Raw genomic sequence first — 18,924 nt, 5'->3', positions numbered from 1 at the left:
AAATCAGTTTTAACCCAAAAACCGTCAATTCGAGTGAAATTGGACTCGAACAGACGAATTGCTGCCGCAAAATTCACAACGGGCAACCTTAATTTATTCTTGGACAGCCTTTTCATATTCAAAAGGGAAAACGCTGGATGGGCTGTGTTCCTCTTTCATGATTTCAACTATTTGTTGAACAATTTCAGGATGTTTTGCTGATACATCTTGGGTTTCACCTTCGTCGGTTGTCAGATTGTATAACTCCACTGGGGCATCGGGGTTTTGGCTCATATTGTAGCGTACACCTTTCCATTGGCCAAGACGGGCCGCTTGCCTTCCACCTCTTTCAAGAAATTCCCAATACAGGTGATCATGCTTGGGCTGTTCCTTCCCCAAAAGTTCTGGAAGAAATGAAATACCATCCGTATGTTCCGGTGGATCTAGTTGCAATAGCTCATGTACCGTAGGTAGAAAGTCCCAGAAGGCGGAAATATGGGTTGAAGTGGAACCTGCTTTGATTTTATTGGGCCAATAAGCAATCATTGGTACACGAATCCCACCTTCGTACAAATCCCTTTTGTAACCTTTTAAATGCGCGTTACTGTCAAAAAAATCAGGATCGGCACCACCTTCCATGTGCGGGCCATTATCTGAGGTGAATATGATAATGGTATTCTCAGCAATGCCCAGGGCCTCCACTTTTTCCCGAATTTCTCCCACCTGGTCGTCCAAAAGACTTACCATGGCCGCAAAAGCGGCATGAGGTTCCTTTTGTGAACCATATCCTCCATTTTTATAATGTTCCCCGTCATCTATCCCTTTGTATTCGTTTTCTGGTGCAAATTTTTCTCGAAACTTGGACATATAAGATTCTGGGGCAGCAAGTTCTGCGTGGGGAATAACGGATGGATAATACATAAAGAAGTTGCGATCTTTGTTGGTTTCCAAAAAAGCTAAAGCCCTTTCATGGATAATCTCGGGGCCGTAAGTATTGGTGTCTGAATTTTTGTTTCCCTCCAGCAACTGCTTTTCCTGATTGTGCCACATATGGTACGGATAATAGTTATGGCCAATTCGTTGGCAATTATATCCGTAGAATTCATCAAAACCTTGATTATTTGGGTCGCCTTCGGAACCAGGATAGCCTAATCCCCATTTCCCAAAGGCGCCTGTAGCATAACCCTGTTGCTGTAACAATTCTGCCACAGTAAATGCCTCCGATTCCAACGGATGTTGACCCTCTGGCCTTACCTCTTTATTTCCACGAATAAAGGTATGGCCCGTATGCTGCCCCGTCATAAGTGCTGATCGGGAGGGTGCACACACCGTAGACCCCGAATAATGCTGGGTAAAAAACATGCCATCCCGGGCCAGTTTATCAATGTTTGGGGTGTCAAAATGTTGTTGTCCAGTAAAACTTAGGTCTCCATAACCTAAATCATCTGCCAAAATATAGATGATGTTGGGCTTAGTGACAGTATTCTGGACTTCCTCATTTTTTTTGGATGGCTTGCAAAGTACAAATGTTAGGGATAGTGCTACAACTGTACTGATTAGCACTAGTTGGGAGAGGGGTTTATTGGACATGGTTGATTAAAAATGGTGTGGTTACTAAAGTAAAGATTTATACAAGAAGGTAAAACAGCTCCTGATATTTATCATGCTTTGGCAACAGAATTCAGGCTAATTTCATGATAATTAAATATCAGATATCATGAAAAAGAGAGTTCCTGTTTCCGAGATAATGACCCGAAATTTGGTTACTGTAACCACCAGTAGCGATTTGGTTAGCGCCGAAGAACTTTTTAAGAAACACCGTATACGGCATATTCCTGTGGTTTCTGGAAGAGAAATTGTAGGAATGCTAAGTTATACGGATTTACTACGAATTAGTTTTGCCGATGCTGTGGATGAGAACGAAGAAAGTGTGGACACCATGGTTTACAATATGTTTACTATTTCGCAGGTGATGGCCAGAGATGTAGTGAGTGTCTCTTCCCAGACCACAATTAAGGAAGTTGCTCAGTTTTTGGCTTCCAAGGAATTTCATGCGCTCCCCGTAGTCGACGAAGGTAAATTGGTGGGTATCGTAACAACCACTGATCTTATCAATTATTTATTGGAGCAGTACTGATGTAGGGCTAGGGAACTATTCTTCCTCACCTGTACCCTCAGAGTCTGTCGCTTCAGCCTCCTTATTACGGTTGTGCTTAAGGATATTCAATTTCTTGAGTTTGGCTTGCCAGGTTTCCAAAGCGGCTTTGTGCTGGTCTATATTCTTGATGACATCCTTTACCAGTGGGTTATCTTCTGAGGCGTTGGAGAAAAATTGAAGATTGTTTTCCAATTGCCGGATTTCCGCCTTGCTCTCGTCAATTTTTCTGCGGATAAAGGTGCGTTCATTGCTAATGGCCCGGTCATCATCCGCTTTGACCAATTCCTGCATCTTGTCCCCATACCTTAACAACTCCGACTCGTGCTTGCTTATCCCCAACTTTCTAAAAAGCGCGTCCACAATTTTGTTGAACTTGCCGTTGATGTGCTTTTTGTTGTATGGAATACGGCCATACGATTTCCACTCATCAATAAAAGCCTTGAGCGTTTCCAGGTCCTTATCGTTGTCCCCGGTTAATTGGAAAGCTTTAAGACGATCCAAACAAGCATTTTTCTTGTTGTAGTTCTCGTATTCTTCCTTTTGGGATTCGTTTTTCTCGGCATGCAAGCGGTTAAAATAATGATTGCATGCATCCTTGAACTCATTCCAAATCTTATCGGAGTACTTTCGTGGGACATGCCCAATTTTTTTCCACTCGCTCTGGATACGCTTCATTTCAGGAGTCGCCATTTCCCTGTCATCGCTATCTTTTAAAGCTAGGGCCAGACCCAATAGCGCCCTTTTCTTTTCCAGGTTCTCCAGTTGTTCTTTTTTCTGGCTCTTGTAAAAGGCGTTTTTATTTCGGTTGAAGGTTCTAACCGCTTCCTTAAAGGCACTCCAGGTTTGCTCGTTCACCTTTTGGGGCACTTTTCCTGCCTTAAAAAAGGATTCCCGTAATGCTTCTATTTCCTTTATCTGCTGCTGCAGCGCCCGATGATTGCGGGTTACGTTGTTCGCTATTTCAGTGATGGAAGCAATAATTTCCTGTTTCTTCTCCAGGTTCTTTTCATAAACTTTTTCCAGTTCATGGTAATGTTCCTGTCTTCGCTGATGCATCGCCTTTGTGGCCTGACTAAAGCGTTCCCAAACTTCTTCCCGTTGTTCCTTGGCAACGGGTCCAATGTCTTCTTTCCAAATTTTGTGAAGGGTTTGAAGCTCGCGGAATGCTTTCCCTAAATCAGGTTCATTGGCCAATGCTTCCGCTTTTTCCACCAACTTGAGTTTTTCCTCCAAATTGTGTTTGAAGTCAAGATCTCGTAACTCACGGTTGAGGTGCAAAAAGTCGTAGAAAATCTCCATATGGTGGTGATAGGTCCGCCACACATCATTATAGCTGTTTCTGGGTACTGGACCTGCATTTCGCCAGTTTTCCTGTAAATCCTTAAAATTCTTGTAGGTCGTATTGATGTCTTCCTCAACGTTTACAAGGCTTTTAAGTTCCTCAATGATTTCAAGTCTTCTTTGAAGGTTGCTTTTTAAGGTTTGCTCTAGATTCTTGTAGTACTGATCTCGTTTTTCCCTGAATTCGGAAAAAACCTCATTGAACTGTCTTTTGGCAACGGAGTTATATCTGAAATCGATTTCATTGCCGCCATTGGCTACAAATTCCTCCTTTTTTTGCTCTATAAATTCCTGGAATTTTTGGTCAAACTCGTATTTGATGGAGCTTACATGCTTACTGATGGCCTGTACCTTCTCGTTCTTTACCAAACGTTGCAGCTCACCCACCAAGTTTTCCATGGACATGGAATGGTAGTCCAGAAAGGGAATATGATGTCGCTTTTCATTCTCCACATCTTCAGCATCTTCAGCGTTCGATTCTTCGATTTCCTCAATGACCTTATCGTCTTCTTCAGATTTGGATGTAACGGGTTCTTCCACGGCTTCGCCATCCGGCGTCACCTTGGTTTCCTCTTCATCCTTGTCTTGTACTGCAGTGTCGGATGAGCTTGGCTCAGAAATGGGGGATTCTTCTATAATCGTTTTTTCAGTATCCGCACTTTGTTCAGTACCACCACCTTCAGTTTCCTGAAGTTCTTGTTCGTTGTCCAGCATTCGTAGTTTGTTTTCCTTTTTGGATCAATGATAATTATAGCCAAGTTAACAACTATATTGCCCAATAACAAAAGTAGTGATTCTTCTTTTGTTCAGGGTTTTAGCCTTCTTTGAAGAAAATTACGGGCAAGAAATTACCGTTTAGGGCATGTTCCAAATCTCCCAAGCTTTTTCGGCCTGAAATTCCAACATTTTCTGCCCATTGCAAATAGCCGCACCTTGGGCTTCCCCTGAAGCTAGAAAAGCAGTTTTTGCGGGATTGTAAATCAAATCAAACAAAAGGTGTTTTTCCGAGATGAAGGAATAGGGAATATCCGGTTTTTCACTGAGGTTGGGATAAGTGCCCAATGGGGTGCAATTTATGATCACCGTATGGTCTTCCATAATTTCCCGATCCAATTCCTCGTAGGTGAATTGGTCCTCTTTTTTGCTACGGGAAACAAACCGGTGCGCAATGCCCAATTCATCCAATACAAAACGTATCGCCTTTGATGCACCTCCAGTGCCCAAAATCAGTGCTTTGGTATGATGGGCTTGTAAAAAAGGTTCTAAGGATTTCTGAAAACCATAAAAATCGGTGTTGAATCCTGTTAAGCCTTGTGGACCAAACTTTATCACGTTGACTGCGCCAATTGCGCTGGCGGTCCCATCCATCTGGGAGAGAAAGGGAATCACTTGTTCCTTATACGGAATGGTCACATTCATTCCGCTTAGAGTGTTCTGTGTCACTAGCGTTTCAAAATCCGAAATCTGGGGAAGGTCAAAATTTTCATAGCTATGATCATCCAATCCCAATTCTTGAAATTTCTTTGTGAAATACCCTTGAGAAAAGGAATAGCTAATATTCTTACCGAGCAGCCCGAACCTGTTTTCTTTCTTTTCTGTTTTTTCCATACCAATCCAGTGCTAATAAAACCAAAATTCCCAAGATTACAAATACCGCGGCCCACCATGTTTCCATATCGGCCATATTCGGAAGGTAACGTTCGTAATTGAGAACCACTTTGTCGCCATTGCTATCCAAAAGGGGATTTCCTTGGGTGTCCATTTTGAACATGGTACGTTTCCAAGGCCACAAGACTCCTAAAGAACCTGTGATAAATCCCAAAATAACTGCGGTGGATATTTTCTTGTAATGTTTCAGTACATAGCTCAGTAAATGGGAAAAGGTGACCAATCCTGTGGCTGAGCCCAAGGTGAACACAGCCAAAATTTTTAACGTTTGCATTCTTTTGGGGTTTTGCATAAAACCAAAATCGCCACTAAACATTTCTGACATGGTATCGTAAAGGGCATTGACAGAATCCACAAGCAGCAAGACGTAATTTCCCAGTAAGATGAGTATGAACGAACCTGAAAGTCCTGGTAAAGTCATTCCAGAAACACTGATGATTCCACAGAAGAAAATGAAAATCAGATTGTCGTTTTGCGTTGCCGGACTTAAAAAACTGATGGATATCCCAACAATCAGCCCAATGATACCGAAGGTAACCGTGCGTTTGTTCCAATGGTCAAAATCTTTCCCTATGTAGTAAATGGAACCTAGGATCATGCCGAAAAAACCAGCCCAAACATAGAGTTCCTTTTGCTCCAAAAAGTAATCCAACACTCGAGATACGCTAAAGTAACTGATAAGCATTCCAGCAATCAGCAATAGTAAAAACTGGCCGTTTGTATAGCGGTAAAAACTCTTGAAACGTCCGTTGACCAAGAGTTTAAAAGCTTTACCGTTGACTTTTTGGAGGGAATAGATAAACTCCTCGTAGAAGCCGCCCACAAACGCCACAATACCCCCTGAAACCCCTGGAACCTTATTGGCAGCCCCCATACAGAGGCCTTTTATGACCAAAAAGAAATTGTCAAGAAATGTTCTTGGCTGATGCATCTCGGATGGCGTTTAATCTTATTTTTTGGAGGCTGTTCTTTCCAGGATAAAAATAAGCGAAAAACCAACAATGGCGAGGATAATGGCAGGTAATAGCTGGCTGTCACCTTCAAAGGCTGATGGCCAAACATTTACGTCGTCTACAACAACGGTTTTGTCACCAAATGTCTTGGTCTCCAATACCTTTTTCCAGGGCCAAACCTGGTTTATGGAACCAACGATTAAACCAGTAAGCACGGCAAATGTCTGGAACTTGTACTTGCGCAACAACCATTTTAGCACTTTGGAGAAACTAAGGAGGCCAATAACCGCCCCTGAAACAAAAACCAACAACTTTTTGACATCCACATCGGCAATGGCGGTACTTAGGGTGCTATACGCGCCCAGAAGAATTAATATAAAAGTCCCAGAGATACCCGGTAAGATCATTGCACATATGGCTATGGCGGCGCAAACAAAAAAGTAAGCTTGGTTATCATTCACCTCTGCACTTGGCAATGTGGTCAAGTAATAGCCCAAACCAATACCCAAAATGAGAAATACAATCATTGCCAAATCCCATTTTGGAATCTGTTTGCCCAAATACCAAATACTTGCAATGATCAATCCTAGGAAAAATGACCAAATCAAGATGGGATGATATTCTAGCAGGTATTTGGCCAATTTCATAAAGGAGACATAACTGATCAGTACCCCAGCTCCCAACGCCAAGATAAAATTCCCGTTGGCCTTGGACCAGAATTCCTTGAATTTACCTTGAAATAGGAGCTTGATCATTCCAAGATTGATGTTGCCAATAGTCTGAACAAGCTCTTCGTAAATTCCGGAGACGAGGGCAATGGTTCCACCAGAAACTCCGGGAACCGCATCAGCGGCACCCATGGCCATACCCTTTAGTGTAATCAACACATAATCAATTAATTTGCGTGCTTTCATGAAATAATGGAATAGGGGAATGCCCTAGTTTAGGTGGATGTTTTTTTAATCTCGGAAACCAAGTTGCGCAACCAGGCCACTTTCTGAAACTCTGGGAATTCCTCTTCAAAAATCTGCAATTTTTCAATGTCCATGTGCATGGCTTGAGCCAATTTTTCCTTGGCATTGAGCACCTCGTTGTTTTTTAGATACACCCCGGCAAGTTTGTAAACCAATTCGGCATTTTCAGGATAAAATTCCAAACCTTGTACCAATACTTGGATGGAAGATCCAAAATCCCCAACTTTTCTGAGCACCTCTGCCCAATTTAACCAAGTGTCCAACTCGTAATTTCCTAAATCAACGGCTTGTTTATATGCAAAATCAGCTTCGTCAAAATTGTTCAGCGCTAGATAGATCTTTGCACTTTTCTTCCAATAAATGGGATTTTCCCCATCAATATTGATGGCCTTGTTGATGTAATACAATGCCCGCTCATAATTTTCCAACTTGTAATGAAAATCCGTAATGGCCAGCCAGCCCTTGTCTAAAAGAGGGTCTTCATGGACGGTATTGTAGTAATAGTACTTGGCCAAATCGTTGTTTCCCAATTTTTCATGGCAACGCCCTATACGCAAGTAGGCATGCGAAGTTGGATCCTCAATGGAAATGGTAGTTTCGTAATTTTCAATGGCCTCATTGTATCTACCCAACTTTTCCAGCACTTTGGCTTTTTCAAAATAGGCGCCAATGAAAGAATCATCAGAAATAATGGCAAAGTCAAAGGAGGTTAGGGCCTCGTTGTACATTTCCTTGCTATAGTAGATTTTTCCCAGCTGGTGCCATGCCACTTCACTGTAGGGATTGCGCTCCAAATACTGGTTAAGAAACTGAATGGCTCCATCAAAATCTTCCAAAAATTCATAGCAATACACCACATTGTAGAGCGATGAATAATCCGCGTCATCAAATTCCACACATTTCATAAAGCTTCGCTTGGCCTTCTCATAATCGTCCATGAAGAGGTACTCCATGCCCAATAGGGAATGGATGTCAAAGTTTTCCTCGGTAAGATGCAGGGCTTCCAACAGCAGGTTTACCGCTTCTTGGTGATTGTCCTGTTTGGATTGAATATTGGCTCTTTGAATAAAGATTTCTTCGTTATGGGCATCTATGGTCTGAAGTTCGTCCAACAGGCGTTCCGCTACTTCATATTTGTCCTCAAAAACCAATACCTCTACCCGAAGCAATTTAAGTTCCAAGGAGTTGGGATGCTGCTCCAAACCTATTTGGATAGCCTTTTTTCCAAGGGATATTTTGCCGTTGTTCAGGTAATGGTGAATGATTTCCTCGAAGTCCTCTGCATCAAAAAAATACACATCATCGGTTTTGAGCATGGACTCAAATTTGCTGATGGATTTTTCGGGAAATTCGTTAGAATCTAACGCCATAGTAACGTATTTGGTTTAACTATGGACTTAAAATTAGCCCTTTGGAGCTATCAAAAAGTCCGATTTTGGGGTATGTTATCAACAAATTAGTTAACAGCAGTAGGCTTAAAAGTGTCTAAAATGCTAATGATTTGGTCGCATCCTTCAACAATTTCTTCTTCCGAAATGGTGAGAGGAGGTGATATCCTGACCGCTTTGGGCTCAAAGAGCAGCCAGAACAGAATCAATCTCCGTTTGGCCGCAGTCAGCACCAGATAATTAGCAATTTCCTTGTTTTTTAAAACCAGGGCGAGCATTAAACCCTTTCCCCGTATTTCATTAATCAAAGGATGTACCAAACGGGATCGGAAGAGCTTTTCTTTTTGGAGAGTTTGCTCAATCAACTGACTTTCAGTTATTTCCTTTAAAGTTGCCAAGCTGGCAGCTGCTATGACGGGATTTCCGCCAAAAGTGGTGATATGCCCCAATTTTGGGCTCTCTTGAAGGGAATCCATCATCTTTTTGGAGGAAACAAAGGCGCCTACAGGGAGACCAGATGCCATTCCCTTACCAATGACCAAAATATCGGGGACACAGTTAAAATGCTCAAATGCGAAGAGTTTTCCCGTTCTTCCGAATCCTGGTTGGATCTCGTCCAAAATCAGCAAGGCGCCAACCTCATTGCACCGATTTCGAACCTTATGCAAATAGTCGTTTTGAGGCATGATGAAACCCGCCCCACCTTGAATGGTTTCAAGGACTACCGCAGCTGTTTTATTGGTGATTTTTTCCAAATCCTTGGGCTCGTTGAACTGGATAAAGGAAACATCAGGAATCAAGGGTCTAAATGCGCTTTTTCGTTCTTCGTAACCCATCAGGCTTAAACTGCCCATGGTATTGCCGTGATAGGCTTTATTGGCTGAGATAATCTGGGTTCTTCCAGTGAATCTTCGTGCCAACTTAATGGCACCCTCAATGGCTTCGGTTCCCGAATTCACCAGATAGGTGGTTTCCAAATTTTTGGGTAGATGGGATGCTAAAAGTTTGGCGTAGTCCACAGCTGGCTGTTGCACATATTCGCCATAAACCATCACATGCATGTATTTTTCAGACTGGTTTTTTACCGCTTCCACCACTTTGGGATGGCAATGCCCCAGACTACACGCAGAAACACCAGCCACAAAATCCAAATGAGCCATGCCTTCTTGATCATATATATAACTGCCTTTGGCATGCGAAATCTGCAATCCTAGCGGATGGGGAGTGGTCTGCGCCTGATATTTCAAAAAGTCTTCTTTCACCTTTATTCAATGGGCAATTAACAGTAAACAATTAACAATTGACAATGAGCAATGATTAATTACTGTTGGGGACTTTGGTTTCTTTGGGTTTGGTTGCGTCCGCATTGGGCTTTTGGTCAGTGTCCAAAGGTAGGTTGCCGCTCCGTTCCTGTTCCTCGGTATCAATGTCCACTGGATTATCGATACCCCTGATTTTCACCAATTCAATATTGTTATCGTCCTCATCAAAAATATCATCCTTGGAAAGAATACGTTCATCGCCTCGCCAAACAAAACCTTTTAATTTTCTGCTTTCTTCTGGTAAATCGGTTTCCGGAAAGATATCCCCATCTGGGTTTACAAAAAAGGTAATATCCTCAATGTCACTATTGGCCATGAGCAATCTAATCTTGCTACAGATGGTCTTGTCAATTCCGATGAGTTCATCGTCGTCATTGTACATGTAATAGATGACCTCGGTATTTTGTATCAAGTCGATTATTTTGAGCTCATTTTCAATGAACTTGCCCAAGAGGTTTTTACCCTTTGCCTGATTGTACCCCTTTTTTCCTATGGTGTCCGCAGAAATGATAAAGGCATTTTCAAGTACTTTGAGCGAGTCCAGTTTCTCTGTTTCCAAATCAGAAATTAGGTGGATGCTGTCCCCGGTAATTTGATTTTCCAGGTTCCAAAGAATAGGATTGGTAATCAACTGGGTAATTCCAGTTTTTTCCTCGGAATGGATAGAATCGCATTTTCCACTTAAATCCGTTTTGTAAAATTTAGCGTTTCTAAAGGCCCTAACAATGCGGGACTCTGGCTTCCCAGTTACCATTAGGGTATCACCATGAATATACAATGAGTCTTGCTGAACCAAATTAATGGCCACAGCTCGCTTGGTAGCAAAGACGGAGTCTTTTTCCTTGAACACTTCGGCATAATGAGCTCTAATTACCCCATTATTTACCGTATCTGTTACCTTGATGTTGTTTGTGGCAGAAGCAAAGGAGCTGGTTTTGTCAAAATAGACACTATCCCCTTCAATGATACGGTTGTTGTAATCTATTCTTGTGTTTTTTACACCATAACCCCGCTCAATAGTAGTGTCGTAAAATCCCCGCTCGCAATAGATTTTATACTCTTCGCCAACAATGGTTGAGGGACCGTACATGTATGCATTTTTGGAAAGGCGGTAGTAATCCAGTTGTTCGGAATCAATGATGTATTCTGGATTGTCTATGTGTACATTTTTACGGAATTGCACCTTCTTGAGTTTCATGAAGTAATTTCCGATGATACTGGTGAGCACATTTACCGAATCCACCACTTTACCTCCAGAGCGATAGTAGGAGAGCTGGTTTTCCCTGTCAAAATAAAGCGTGTCCGTGGTCAGGGTCATTTTACCATCGGTAAGATCCACATTTTCCCAGGCCTTGGCGAGCTTGGTATTGCCATCGTAGTCCATTTTTCCACTGTTCATTTCAATGGAGTCCCCTTGTTGTAAACGGATATTTCCAATAGCTTTAAGGCGATTCTCCTGATTGTAAAAAATGGCTACATCACACCAAAGGTCGGCACCTTGGTGCTCAAACTGTACCTGTCTTTCATCATCTTTACTAAATATGGAAGCTCCAGGGAAGTTATCCTCGTCCTTGGTGAAATTGGCCCCGTAAACAATATTGATTTGCCTTCCTTCGGCCTGTTCAGGTTGCTCCTGACCCAAAACAGGGAATGCAATCAGGATCAAAATGAAAAAAACTAGTTGCCTCAATACCACAAATTTTGTCCAAAAGTAGGCTTTTTAGGAAAAGTAGGGGACAGGATTTAGAAAGCTTTGGGATAATTTCAAGCCAATTTATCAAACCCTTTACGGGATAATTTGTAACCCTCGGCGGATAAGTGTATGCCAAAGCGTTAATCCGTTCAGGGATGACCTCCGTCGATTTTTGCATGTAGAATTATTTTGAATTTAATTTCTTGTAGATCCAAATACACAATCATATGCATTTTTTGATCAGACTCACCATTTTGGTGGGAAGTGCCATTTGTTTAATTGCTTGTGCTGATAACAGCCCCAAGCTTCCTGAATACATTCAAGAACACCCCTTGGAAATTTCTGTTTTGGATGGGGAAGGAACGGAAATCAAAATCTATATAGAAGACGGGGGAGGGACTTCCGATCAGGATCTTATGGTAATTAAAAAAGTAACTCCAACTTTAGATGGAGGTTTGTTGTATGAATATACCATAAGCGCCGAAAAAGATTTGGACATCAACCTCCATAAAACTTGGTCGGTAACCAATGGTTCTTTCCAGAAGGCTGAATTTTTATTGCCCGGCTTTTGGTACAAAAGGAACATGAGATCCCCAGAGACTGCCCCTTCCTTCAAAACCGCCGACTACTGGTCGTTTAGGGAGGATCGGATGAGTACACCGGCTGCGGTTGCATTTAATCCTGAGCTGCAACAATGGCTCAAATTGGAACGGATGGACAATCTGGTTAGGGAAGAAACACCTGATTCCACGGGAGGGAAAATCAGGATTAGAACTGATATTGGGAGTTTGGGAATTGGTAAAATGGGCGAAGATCATCTGCAGTTGGCCGCCAATTTTCCATTCAATGAAGTGCCCAAGTCCTATCAATCCAAATTAAAATTGAATCCTCAATGGAAGGCTTTTTATACTCTGGAAAAAGGGGAAACGCTTACAGTTAGTTGGAAGGTGAGCCATGGCAGCGCGGCTGATTTCACCGATTTGGTCACCCAAACATGGGAACAGGGATACGATAGACATCATCCTAGCTCAATTAACCCTAAGAAAACGGACGCAGAAATCAAGGAAATACTTAGCAATTATTTTTATGAAAGCTATGCGGAAACCAAAAATTTAAAAGGTTTTGCAGGACTTTGGTTCGATACACAAACTTGTGAGAATACCGGAGTGCTATCAGTGGGCTTTTGCGGAAAGACATTTGCCAACGCTTACAATTTATTGGAATATGGTTATGAGCAAAACAATGATGAGCACAAAGCTTTGGCCCGACAAGTCTTGGACTCCTACTATGCCAATGGTTTTACGGATACTGGTTTGATTCGGGAGTTGGTATATGGCGAAAATGCAGAGGATGTCTATACGCTTAGAAAGCAGAGTGAGGGGCTTAAAAATTTATTGTTTTTACTGGATTTTGACAAGCAGCATGGTAAAGAACATCCCAAACTTGTGAAAACCATAGAGAATCTTATGCACCAATTTGCAAAAATGCAGGACGATGAAGGAGGTTTTCCAAGAAAATTTGATACCTCTTTTGCCGTATTGGATGATTCCAGGGGCAGTACGCAAAGCATTATTACACCTATGATTATGGCAGCTCGATACTTTAAAGAGCCTAAATTTCTGGAAGTGGCGGTAAAAGCAGGGAACTATTCTGAAAAATACATTATTGATAAAGCCGACTATTTTTCTTCCACTTTGGATGCCAATTGTGAGGATAAGGAGGCCGCGGCCATTGCGGCTGTCTCGTTTTACCATTTGGCATTGACCGCTCAAGACGATATGCGCAAAAAGTATGTGGCCTTAGCTCAAAAAGCCGCATATTTTGGACTGAGTTGGTATTACCTCTATGATGTTCCTTTTGCAGAAGGCAGTCTCCTAAAGGAAGCAGAACTCAAAACTCGGGGTTGGGGAAATGTGTCCACAGAAAACAACCATATTGATGTTTGGGCCTTTGACTTTCCACATGTTTTAAATTGGCTGTCCGAGGAAACAAAAGAAAAGCGGTTTGCTGAAATGTCTGAAGTAATTACTTCCTCCATCAAGGATCAAATGTTACCGTATGAAGGGCATATGGTGGGTGTTGGTAAAAAGGGCTATATGCCCGAGATTATTCAACACACGGTCTGGGATTATGGAGCCAACGGTAAGGGATATCTCAATGCGCATATGTCTGTGGGGTGGACAGTGGCTTCCATTTGGGAGGTATTGACCCCTGGTCGATTCCAAGATTTTATGGATAGAAACCCCTAACTACTTAGAGGTTAAAGTAACGGAAACCCCTTTGCGCAAGGTGTTATGAATTTCGGCAACCTTATCCGTATCGGCTATAAGCGCGTCTAGAACCGATTCGGAGGCATCTCCTTCAATAGCGACCTGGTAGGTTATGTTAAACCCTGGTTCTCCTTCCGCTGCAAACTCGCCAGATGCTTCTACTTCTACCTTGCTTAGCTGGATGTCTTTTTTTGCAGCTTCGCGATAAAGGTCGTTACAGAAACAGGTAGCAAGGGATAGGAACAAAAGTTCACCGCCATTCGCTGAAGACCCAAAACCGGTAGACTTACCGGGAATATTTAGTTGGGATGTTGTACCGTTGGTATCCAACCATACTTCGTGATGATTCAAACTATTTGAAACTTTGGCTGAAATTTTCATTGCAGATGGTATTAAGTTGTTTTAGTAATCTAACTCTCGTTCCAAAACATAATCATCCATTACAAAACCATTGCCAATATCTTGGACAATGGAATCAATATTGACAAAACCTATTTTTTCATAGGCTGCAATGGAATTGCTGTTGTACTTGTTCACGGTCAATCGTATTTTACTTTTCCCCAATTTCTTGGCCTGGTTTTCTATAAATTCAATGGCCTTCCTGCCAATCCCCTTACCACGTTCCGAACTCAAAACATATAATTTACTTAAGAATAGGAAGCTATCTTTTGGGTTGAAGGAAAAGTAGCCCACAGGAGTATTTTCATGTTGCAACAGATAGTAGTGATATCCCTCTTTTACTTGGTCTTCCATAGCTTGGGCTGACTGAAATTTATCCAGCATGTAACTGACTTGCTCTACCCCAATTATTGGAGTATAATGTTCAGTCCAGATGATATGGGCCAAATGGGCGATGGTGCTGAAATCTTTTTTTGATGTAGCGTGAAGAACGGTCGTCATATTCTTGAAAGCTTGACAAGTTTATGGCAATGTATCAAACATGGTTTTTACAATCAAATAAAGGACTTTGTTTTATTTTGATTTAGTTGGTTTTTTTACCGCCACCTCCGCCCAAGTAGGGATAGTGGTCAAAGCCATCAAAATTGGGGTTTTTAGCCCTCGGATCATTAAGGGAAATCAATTTTTCTTGAAGTTTCAACCTCATTTGTTTTAAAACGTCGGCATAATCTGTATTAGCAGCAATATTGTTTACCTGATCGGGATCATTTTTTAAATCATAAAGTTCTTCTTCCGGCCTTTTGGCAAAACAAAGCTCGTATGCCTTTCGGTGTGCTTCATCCTTGTCCTTGTTTTCAATAATGTAATTCTTGGTGGGACCGCCATCACAATCTGCATACCATTGGTTTGGCAGGTTGGTGTTTCCCAATTCTCCGGTACCCGCTGGCCACCAATCTTTCTGGTAATTTCGAATGTATAGGAAGCTGTCATTTTTGTAACCACGGGAGGGATAACCGGCCATATTGGGTTTTTCTTGGGCTGGTACATGTCTCTCCCTACCAAAAACAATATCAGTCCGGTTGGAGGTATCAACGGTTCCTGACTTTGTGGACTGCAAAAGATTTACAAAGCTTTCGCCGGTCATTTCCTTGGGAACATCCACACTGGCAATTTCAAGTAGGGTGGGGGCAATATCTGCAAAGGAAATAAAATCGTTAACCCATCTATTGGCCTTGATTTCTTTCCCCCAACGAACCGCGAAGGGAACACGGACTCCTGAGTCGTAAAGATTGCCCTTGCATCGTGGGAATGGCATTCCGTGGTCGCCAGTCATAATGATAATGGTATTTTCCAACAGACCTTGTTCTTCCAGTTGGGATATGACAGAACCTACCAGGCTATCCCATCGCTGAACCTCAAAATAATAGTCGGCCACATCGTTGCGTACCACATCCGATTTGGGATAATGCTCAAAGAGATGAACTTTTGAAACATCAATACCACTTGCTTTCCCTGAACCTTTTTTATAGTCTCTGTGAGGGTCAGAAGTGCCCAACCAAAAGAAGAATGGGGTTTCTTTAGAGGTGGTTTTCAGAAAGTCTCCGAAGGTCTCGTAAGCCTGGTTGGCTGGATGGGCTTTGTGATGCGAAATCCACTCCTCCAGATTTCCAGGACCCCAAGTTTTCGCCTTGGTTCGCCCAGTGGTGTATCCATTGTTTGCCAATAGGTGGATAAAACTTTGGTGTTCAGCTGGCAACGTACTCCAAAGATTTGCCCCCGGTCCAAGTTCCCAATGATACTTTCCTGTTATAAAAGCATTTCTACTTGGCGTACAGGAAGGACTGGTGACATAGGCATTGTTGAAAAGAATTCCCTCTTTCGCGATTCGGTCGAAATTCGGTGTTTTAACCGATGTATCACCATAGGCTCCTGCATGAGGCCATCCCCAATCGTCTGCAAGGCAAAATACAATATTGGGACGTTGACTTTGTTTTTCCTGACTTTGCGAAAGATTCGGAACAAAGCAAAGTACCAAAATCCAAAGCAGTGAAGTAACCAATATTTTTCTAAAGCGTTTCATATGTATCCATTTTCAAGGGGTTGACCGACCTATTGCTAGGTTTTAAATCTCAGATATCCCTGGTTCATTGTACGAGTTTGTGTTTTTCCGGTAGTCTTTCTTCCAAGACTTTTTTTAGTTCTTCCACCATTTCAGGATTTTCCATTGCCCTATTTTCGGATTCGGCGGCTTTGGAAGTATGATCATACAGTTCGGCAAAACCATCGTTATGGAGAGTTAAGCGGTGGGTATTGGTTCTGAGTGTCATGGCATTGTTGGTATATGCAACAGCTGGGTGTCCTGGAATCCTGGAATCCTCCAAAATAGGTTTAAACGAGGTTCCTTGTACAAATGAGGGTGTTTCAACCCCTGTTAATTCACAAAGTGTTGGAAAAATGTCGACGGTCTCTACAATAGCCTTGGTGTTGGTATTGGCGTTTTCCATTCCTGGATAATGTACAATCAAAGGGGCGCGTAACGATTCTTCAAATAAACTGTGTTTTCCCCAGATGGCATGTTCGCCCAAATGCCAACCGTGATCTCCCCAAAGCACCACAATGGTGTTCTTTTCCGCCCCAGTTTGCCTTAATTTGCTCAATACCTTGCCAATTTGTGCGTCCGCATAGCTGATGCAAGCCGCATAATGTTTTCGTACTTCCTCAGCAAAGGTTTCATCCGCGTTTGGGTCTTTATCCCAGCGGTTGTATTTCATAAATTCACCCGATGCATGCCAAGTAGTCTTTCCCACGGGTTTATTCAAATGTTCTGGGCGCGGTATTTTGATACTGTCATAAAGCTCTAAATAGGATTTGGGTGCTCCAAACGGGAGGTGGGGCTTAAGAAATCCGACGGCAAGAAAAAATGGCTTTTCATTTGAGCTGGAAAGTTCTTGTAATTGTTTCAAAGCTTCATTGGCAATGGCACCATCAGGATAGATATCATCATTACCCTCTCCACTTTGAAATACATCCATCTCTGCGGCATTTTTTCGGATTTCTCCATAGGCCAAGCCATGCATGGCACCTCTGGGATGCATCCATTCCGAGGCGGGCATCAAATGTTTATCCCATGCATTGGGCATTTCCACCTTGGAAGTATCGTTCCAATCTTTTCCGCCCCTACCACCGGGATGATGGGAAACTTTGCCAACGGAAACCGTTGTGTAGCCGTTGGTCCTGAACCATTCCGGCATGCTGGGAGCAACACTTTTATTGTCCTTTGCCCAGTTTTCCGCTCGATGGAAAAGCGCATAATTATCAGCTCTTCCGTATTGACCGGTTAAGAGGGTGTATCGAGAAGGTCCACAACTTGGCGCATTGACGTAATGCCTGTAAAAGGACATTCCGCTACGTGCCAATTGATCTATGTTGGGGGAAATGATATGGTCTACCCCGAAGCTTTTCAGATCAGGTCGAAGATCATCAACACAAATCAAAAGGATGTTCGATTTTTTTGGGTGCTGTTGTTTGTTGCCGCAATTGTTCAACAAAAAAGTACCAAGAGCGGCACAAACCAATAGTTTCAAATTTCTCATGGTCTCGTATTGTTTTCCAAACGGGTGTCCAACGGGAATCTTCAGCTAGTTAAAAGTTCCCCATTTCCTCAGTCATTGGCATTGTCTAAGCAAGAACTTCCATGATATCCTTATGGAATTTTAGGACCCCACTTTCAATTTTTTCTGTTAAAGCATCTATATGGTTGAAGTTAGGGTTTTTAACCAAAACATGCTCAATTATTGAACTGTGGGCATTTTTGGAAATAGGATATTTATTCCAATCGCTACTTTGAAACTGTTCCCAAAATTTCTGTTGGATTTGCTTGTTTTGACCCACTAACCAAATTTCGAACTGCATTTTTTCATGATTAAACAGCACACCAATTTTTAACTTTTGACTTTTCAAGCTTTTGGGGGTAAGCGGAAAATAACTCATGTCCATATACCCTTGGTAGAAGTTGCCCACTATAAATTCAGTGGCATGCTGGTTTATAAAATGGGTTCTTAATCCCATTAGAAAGCCTATTAATGCCTTATATCCTTTGGCAACATTGCCCGATTTGCTTTGTGTGGCATATTCCTCAATGTGTTCCCCTACTAAATTGTTCATGTGTTTCTGTTCTTGGTTGTTATGATGGTTTGGTTCTGAAGGTTTATCTTTTCATGCCAATGAGCAAAAGGGAATCCCCTTCCTCAAATTCCTTGTACGTTTCCAGCAATAAAATCTTAAAACGGGATTGGAACATTTGCTCAAGGGCTGCTTTGGTATGATAATTTACAAAAAGGCCTTTAAAAGTTTCCGAACCTTCACCCTCCCAAAATGAATGGCAGATTATACCATTGGAATTCAAAATGGCATGTTGTCGATGTATTGACTCTGACAATTCATTATCCTTCAAATGATGCATTACTTTGTTTGAATAGATACCATCAAATTTTTGATCTGTTTTGAGGGTTACGGCGTCCAAATTCAAGAATTCCCCGTTTGGATTATCCGCTGTGAGATGTTTTAGAAACTCGCCTGAATTATCTGATCCGGTAACCTGATACGATTCGCTCAGAATACGCCAATCGGTACCTGGGCCCGAACCGATTTCTAGAACCTTTGATTTGTGCGGTAGTACTTTGTGCAGTTTCTCAATCAACATTCCTCCATTCACATCCTTAGCCAAGCGAATATATTCTTGAACCGATTCTTTGGTTTGATAATAATTGTTCTTCATTG

General features: G+C 42.1%; 16 protein-coding genes. 2 read left to right on the top strand and 14 right to left on the bottom strand.

Features of this window, described 5'->3' with window-relative positions; genetic code table 11:
• Positions 1-93: 93 nt before the first annotated feature.
• The gene (locus tag ACOOE0_RS18055; protein WP_420400304.1) at positions 94-1,569 is read right to left on the bottom strand and encodes an arylsulfatase; all 1,476 of its coding nucleotides are present in this window, start codon (positions 1,567-1,569) and stop codon (positions 94-96) included.
• 127 nt (positions 1,570-1,696) lie between these two features.
• Between ACOOE0_RS18055 and ACOOE0_RS18050 the strand changes: the two genes are divergently transcribed.
• On the top strand, positions 1,697-2,116 hold the full coding sequence (locus ACOOE0_RS18050; RefSeq protein WP_420400303.1) for a CBS domain-containing protein: 420 nt from the start codon (positions 1,697-1,699) through the stop codon (positions 2,114-2,116).
• 15 nt (positions 2,117-2,131) lie between these two features.
• Here the strand turns inward: ACOOE0_RS18050 and ACOOE0_RS18045 are convergent, their stop codons facing one another.
• The 7 genes from ACOOE0_RS18045 to ACOOE0_RS18015 all read right to left on the bottom strand — a co-directional run bounded on the left by ACOOE0_RS18045 (position 2,132) and on the right by ACOOE0_RS18015 (position 11,473).
• Positions 2,132-4,192 carry a DUF349 domain-containing protein gene (locus tag ACOOE0_RS18045; RefSeq protein WP_420400302.1) on the bottom strand — a complete coding sequence of 687 codons (2,061 nt, stop codon included), beginning with the start codon at positions 4,190-4,192 and terminating at the stop codon, positions 2,132-2,134.
• Positions 4,193-4,333: 141 nt separating this feature from the next.
• Positions 4,334-5,086: a shikimate dehydrogenase family protein gene (locus ACOOE0_RS18040; RefSeq protein WP_420400301.1), complete on the bottom strand. Its 753-nt coding sequence runs from the start codon at positions 5,084-5,086 to the stop codon at positions 4,334-4,336.
• Entirely contained in the window at positions 5,040-6,077 is a 1,038-nt protein-coding gene (locus ACOOE0_RS18035; protein ID WP_420400300.1) for a DUF368 domain-containing protein, read from the bottom strand. The genes ACOOE0_RS18040 and ACOOE0_RS18035 overlap by 47 nt, the downstream gene beginning before the upstream one ends.
• 18 nt (positions 6,078-6,095) lie before the next feature.
• Positions 6,096-7,013, bottom strand: coding sequence for a DUF368 domain-containing protein (locus ACOOE0_RS18030; RefSeq protein ID WP_420400299.1), 918 nt, complete (start codon positions 7,011-7,013; stop codon positions 6,096-6,098).
• Positions 7,014-7,042: 29 nt separating this feature from the next.
• Positions 7,043-8,443, bottom strand: coding sequence for a tetratricopeptide repeat protein (locus ACOOE0_RS18025; RefSeq protein WP_420400298.1), 1,401 nt, complete (start codon positions 8,441-8,443; stop codon positions 7,043-7,045).
• 86 nt (positions 8,444-8,529) lie between these two features.
• Positions 8,530-9,723, bottom strand: coding sequence for an aspartate aminotransferase family protein (locus ACOOE0_RS18020; protein ID WP_420400297.1), 1,194 nt, complete (start codon positions 9,721-9,723; stop codon positions 8,530-8,532).
• Between the two features lie 55 nt (positions 9,724-9,778).
• Positions 9,779-11,473 carry an OstA-like protein gene (locus ACOOE0_RS18015; protein WP_420400296.1) on the bottom strand — a complete coding sequence of 565 codons (1,695 nt, stop codon included), beginning with the start codon at positions 11,471-11,473 and terminating at the stop codon, positions 9,779-9,781.
• Positions 11,474-11,703: 230 nt separating this feature from the next.
• Here ACOOE0_RS18015 and ACOOE0_RS18010 point away from each other — a divergent pair, with 230 nt between their 5' ends.
• Positions 11,704-13,725, top strand: a complete 2,022-nt coding sequence (locus ACOOE0_RS18010; RefSeq protein ID WP_420400295.1) for a hypothetical protein — start codon at positions 11,704-11,706, stop codon at positions 13,723-13,725.
• On the opposite strand, the gene ACOOE0_RS18005 is transcribed toward ACOOE0_RS18010, so the two are convergent.
• From ACOOE0_RS18005 to ACOOE0_RS17980, 6 genes are all read right to left on the bottom strand, one after another.
• Positions 13,726-14,127 carry an OsmC family protein gene (locus tag ACOOE0_RS18005; protein WP_420400294.1) on the bottom strand — a complete coding sequence of 134 codons (402 nt, stop codon included), beginning with the start codon at positions 14,125-14,127 and terminating at the stop codon, positions 13,726-13,728.
• Between the two features lie 21 nt (positions 14,128-14,148).
• Positions 14,149-14,646 carry a GNAT family N-acetyltransferase gene (locus ACOOE0_RS18000; RefSeq protein WP_420400293.1) on the bottom strand — a complete coding sequence of 166 codons (498 nt, stop codon included), beginning with the start codon at positions 14,644-14,646 and terminating at the stop codon, positions 14,149-14,151.
• 82 nt (positions 14,647-14,728) lie between these two features.
• Positions 14,729-16,225, bottom strand: a complete 1,497-nt coding sequence (locus tag ACOOE0_RS17995; RefSeq protein WP_420400292.1) for a sulfatase — start codon at positions 16,223-16,225, stop codon at positions 14,729-14,731.
• Between the two features lie 64 nt (positions 16,226-16,289).
• On the bottom strand, positions 16,290-17,738 hold the full coding sequence (locus ACOOE0_RS17990) for a sulfatase (protein ID WP_420400291.1): 1,449 nt from the start codon (positions 17,736-17,738) through the stop codon (positions 16,290-16,292).
• Positions 17,739-17,823: 85 nt separating this feature from the next.
• Entirely contained in the window at positions 17,824-18,309 is a 486-nt protein-coding gene (locus tag ACOOE0_RS17985) for a DUF7000 family protein (protein WP_420400290.1), read from the bottom strand.
• 43 nt (positions 18,310-18,352) lie between these two features.
• Positions 18,353-18,922 carry a class I SAM-dependent methyltransferase gene (locus ACOOE0_RS17980; RefSeq protein ID WP_420400289.1) on the bottom strand — a complete coding sequence of 190 codons (570 nt, stop codon included), beginning with the start codon at positions 18,920-18,922 and terminating at the stop codon, positions 18,353-18,355.
• Positions 18,923-18,924: the final 2 nt, after the last annotated feature.

The organism is Flagellimonas sp. (genome assembly GCF_965215805.1).
Classification (GTDB): domain Bacteria; phylum Bacteroidota; class Bacteroidia; order Flavobacteriales; family Flavobacteriaceae; genus Flagellimonas.
Note: the sequence above shows the minus strand (reverse complement) of the source record. Positions and strands in the feature narration are given on the sequence as shown.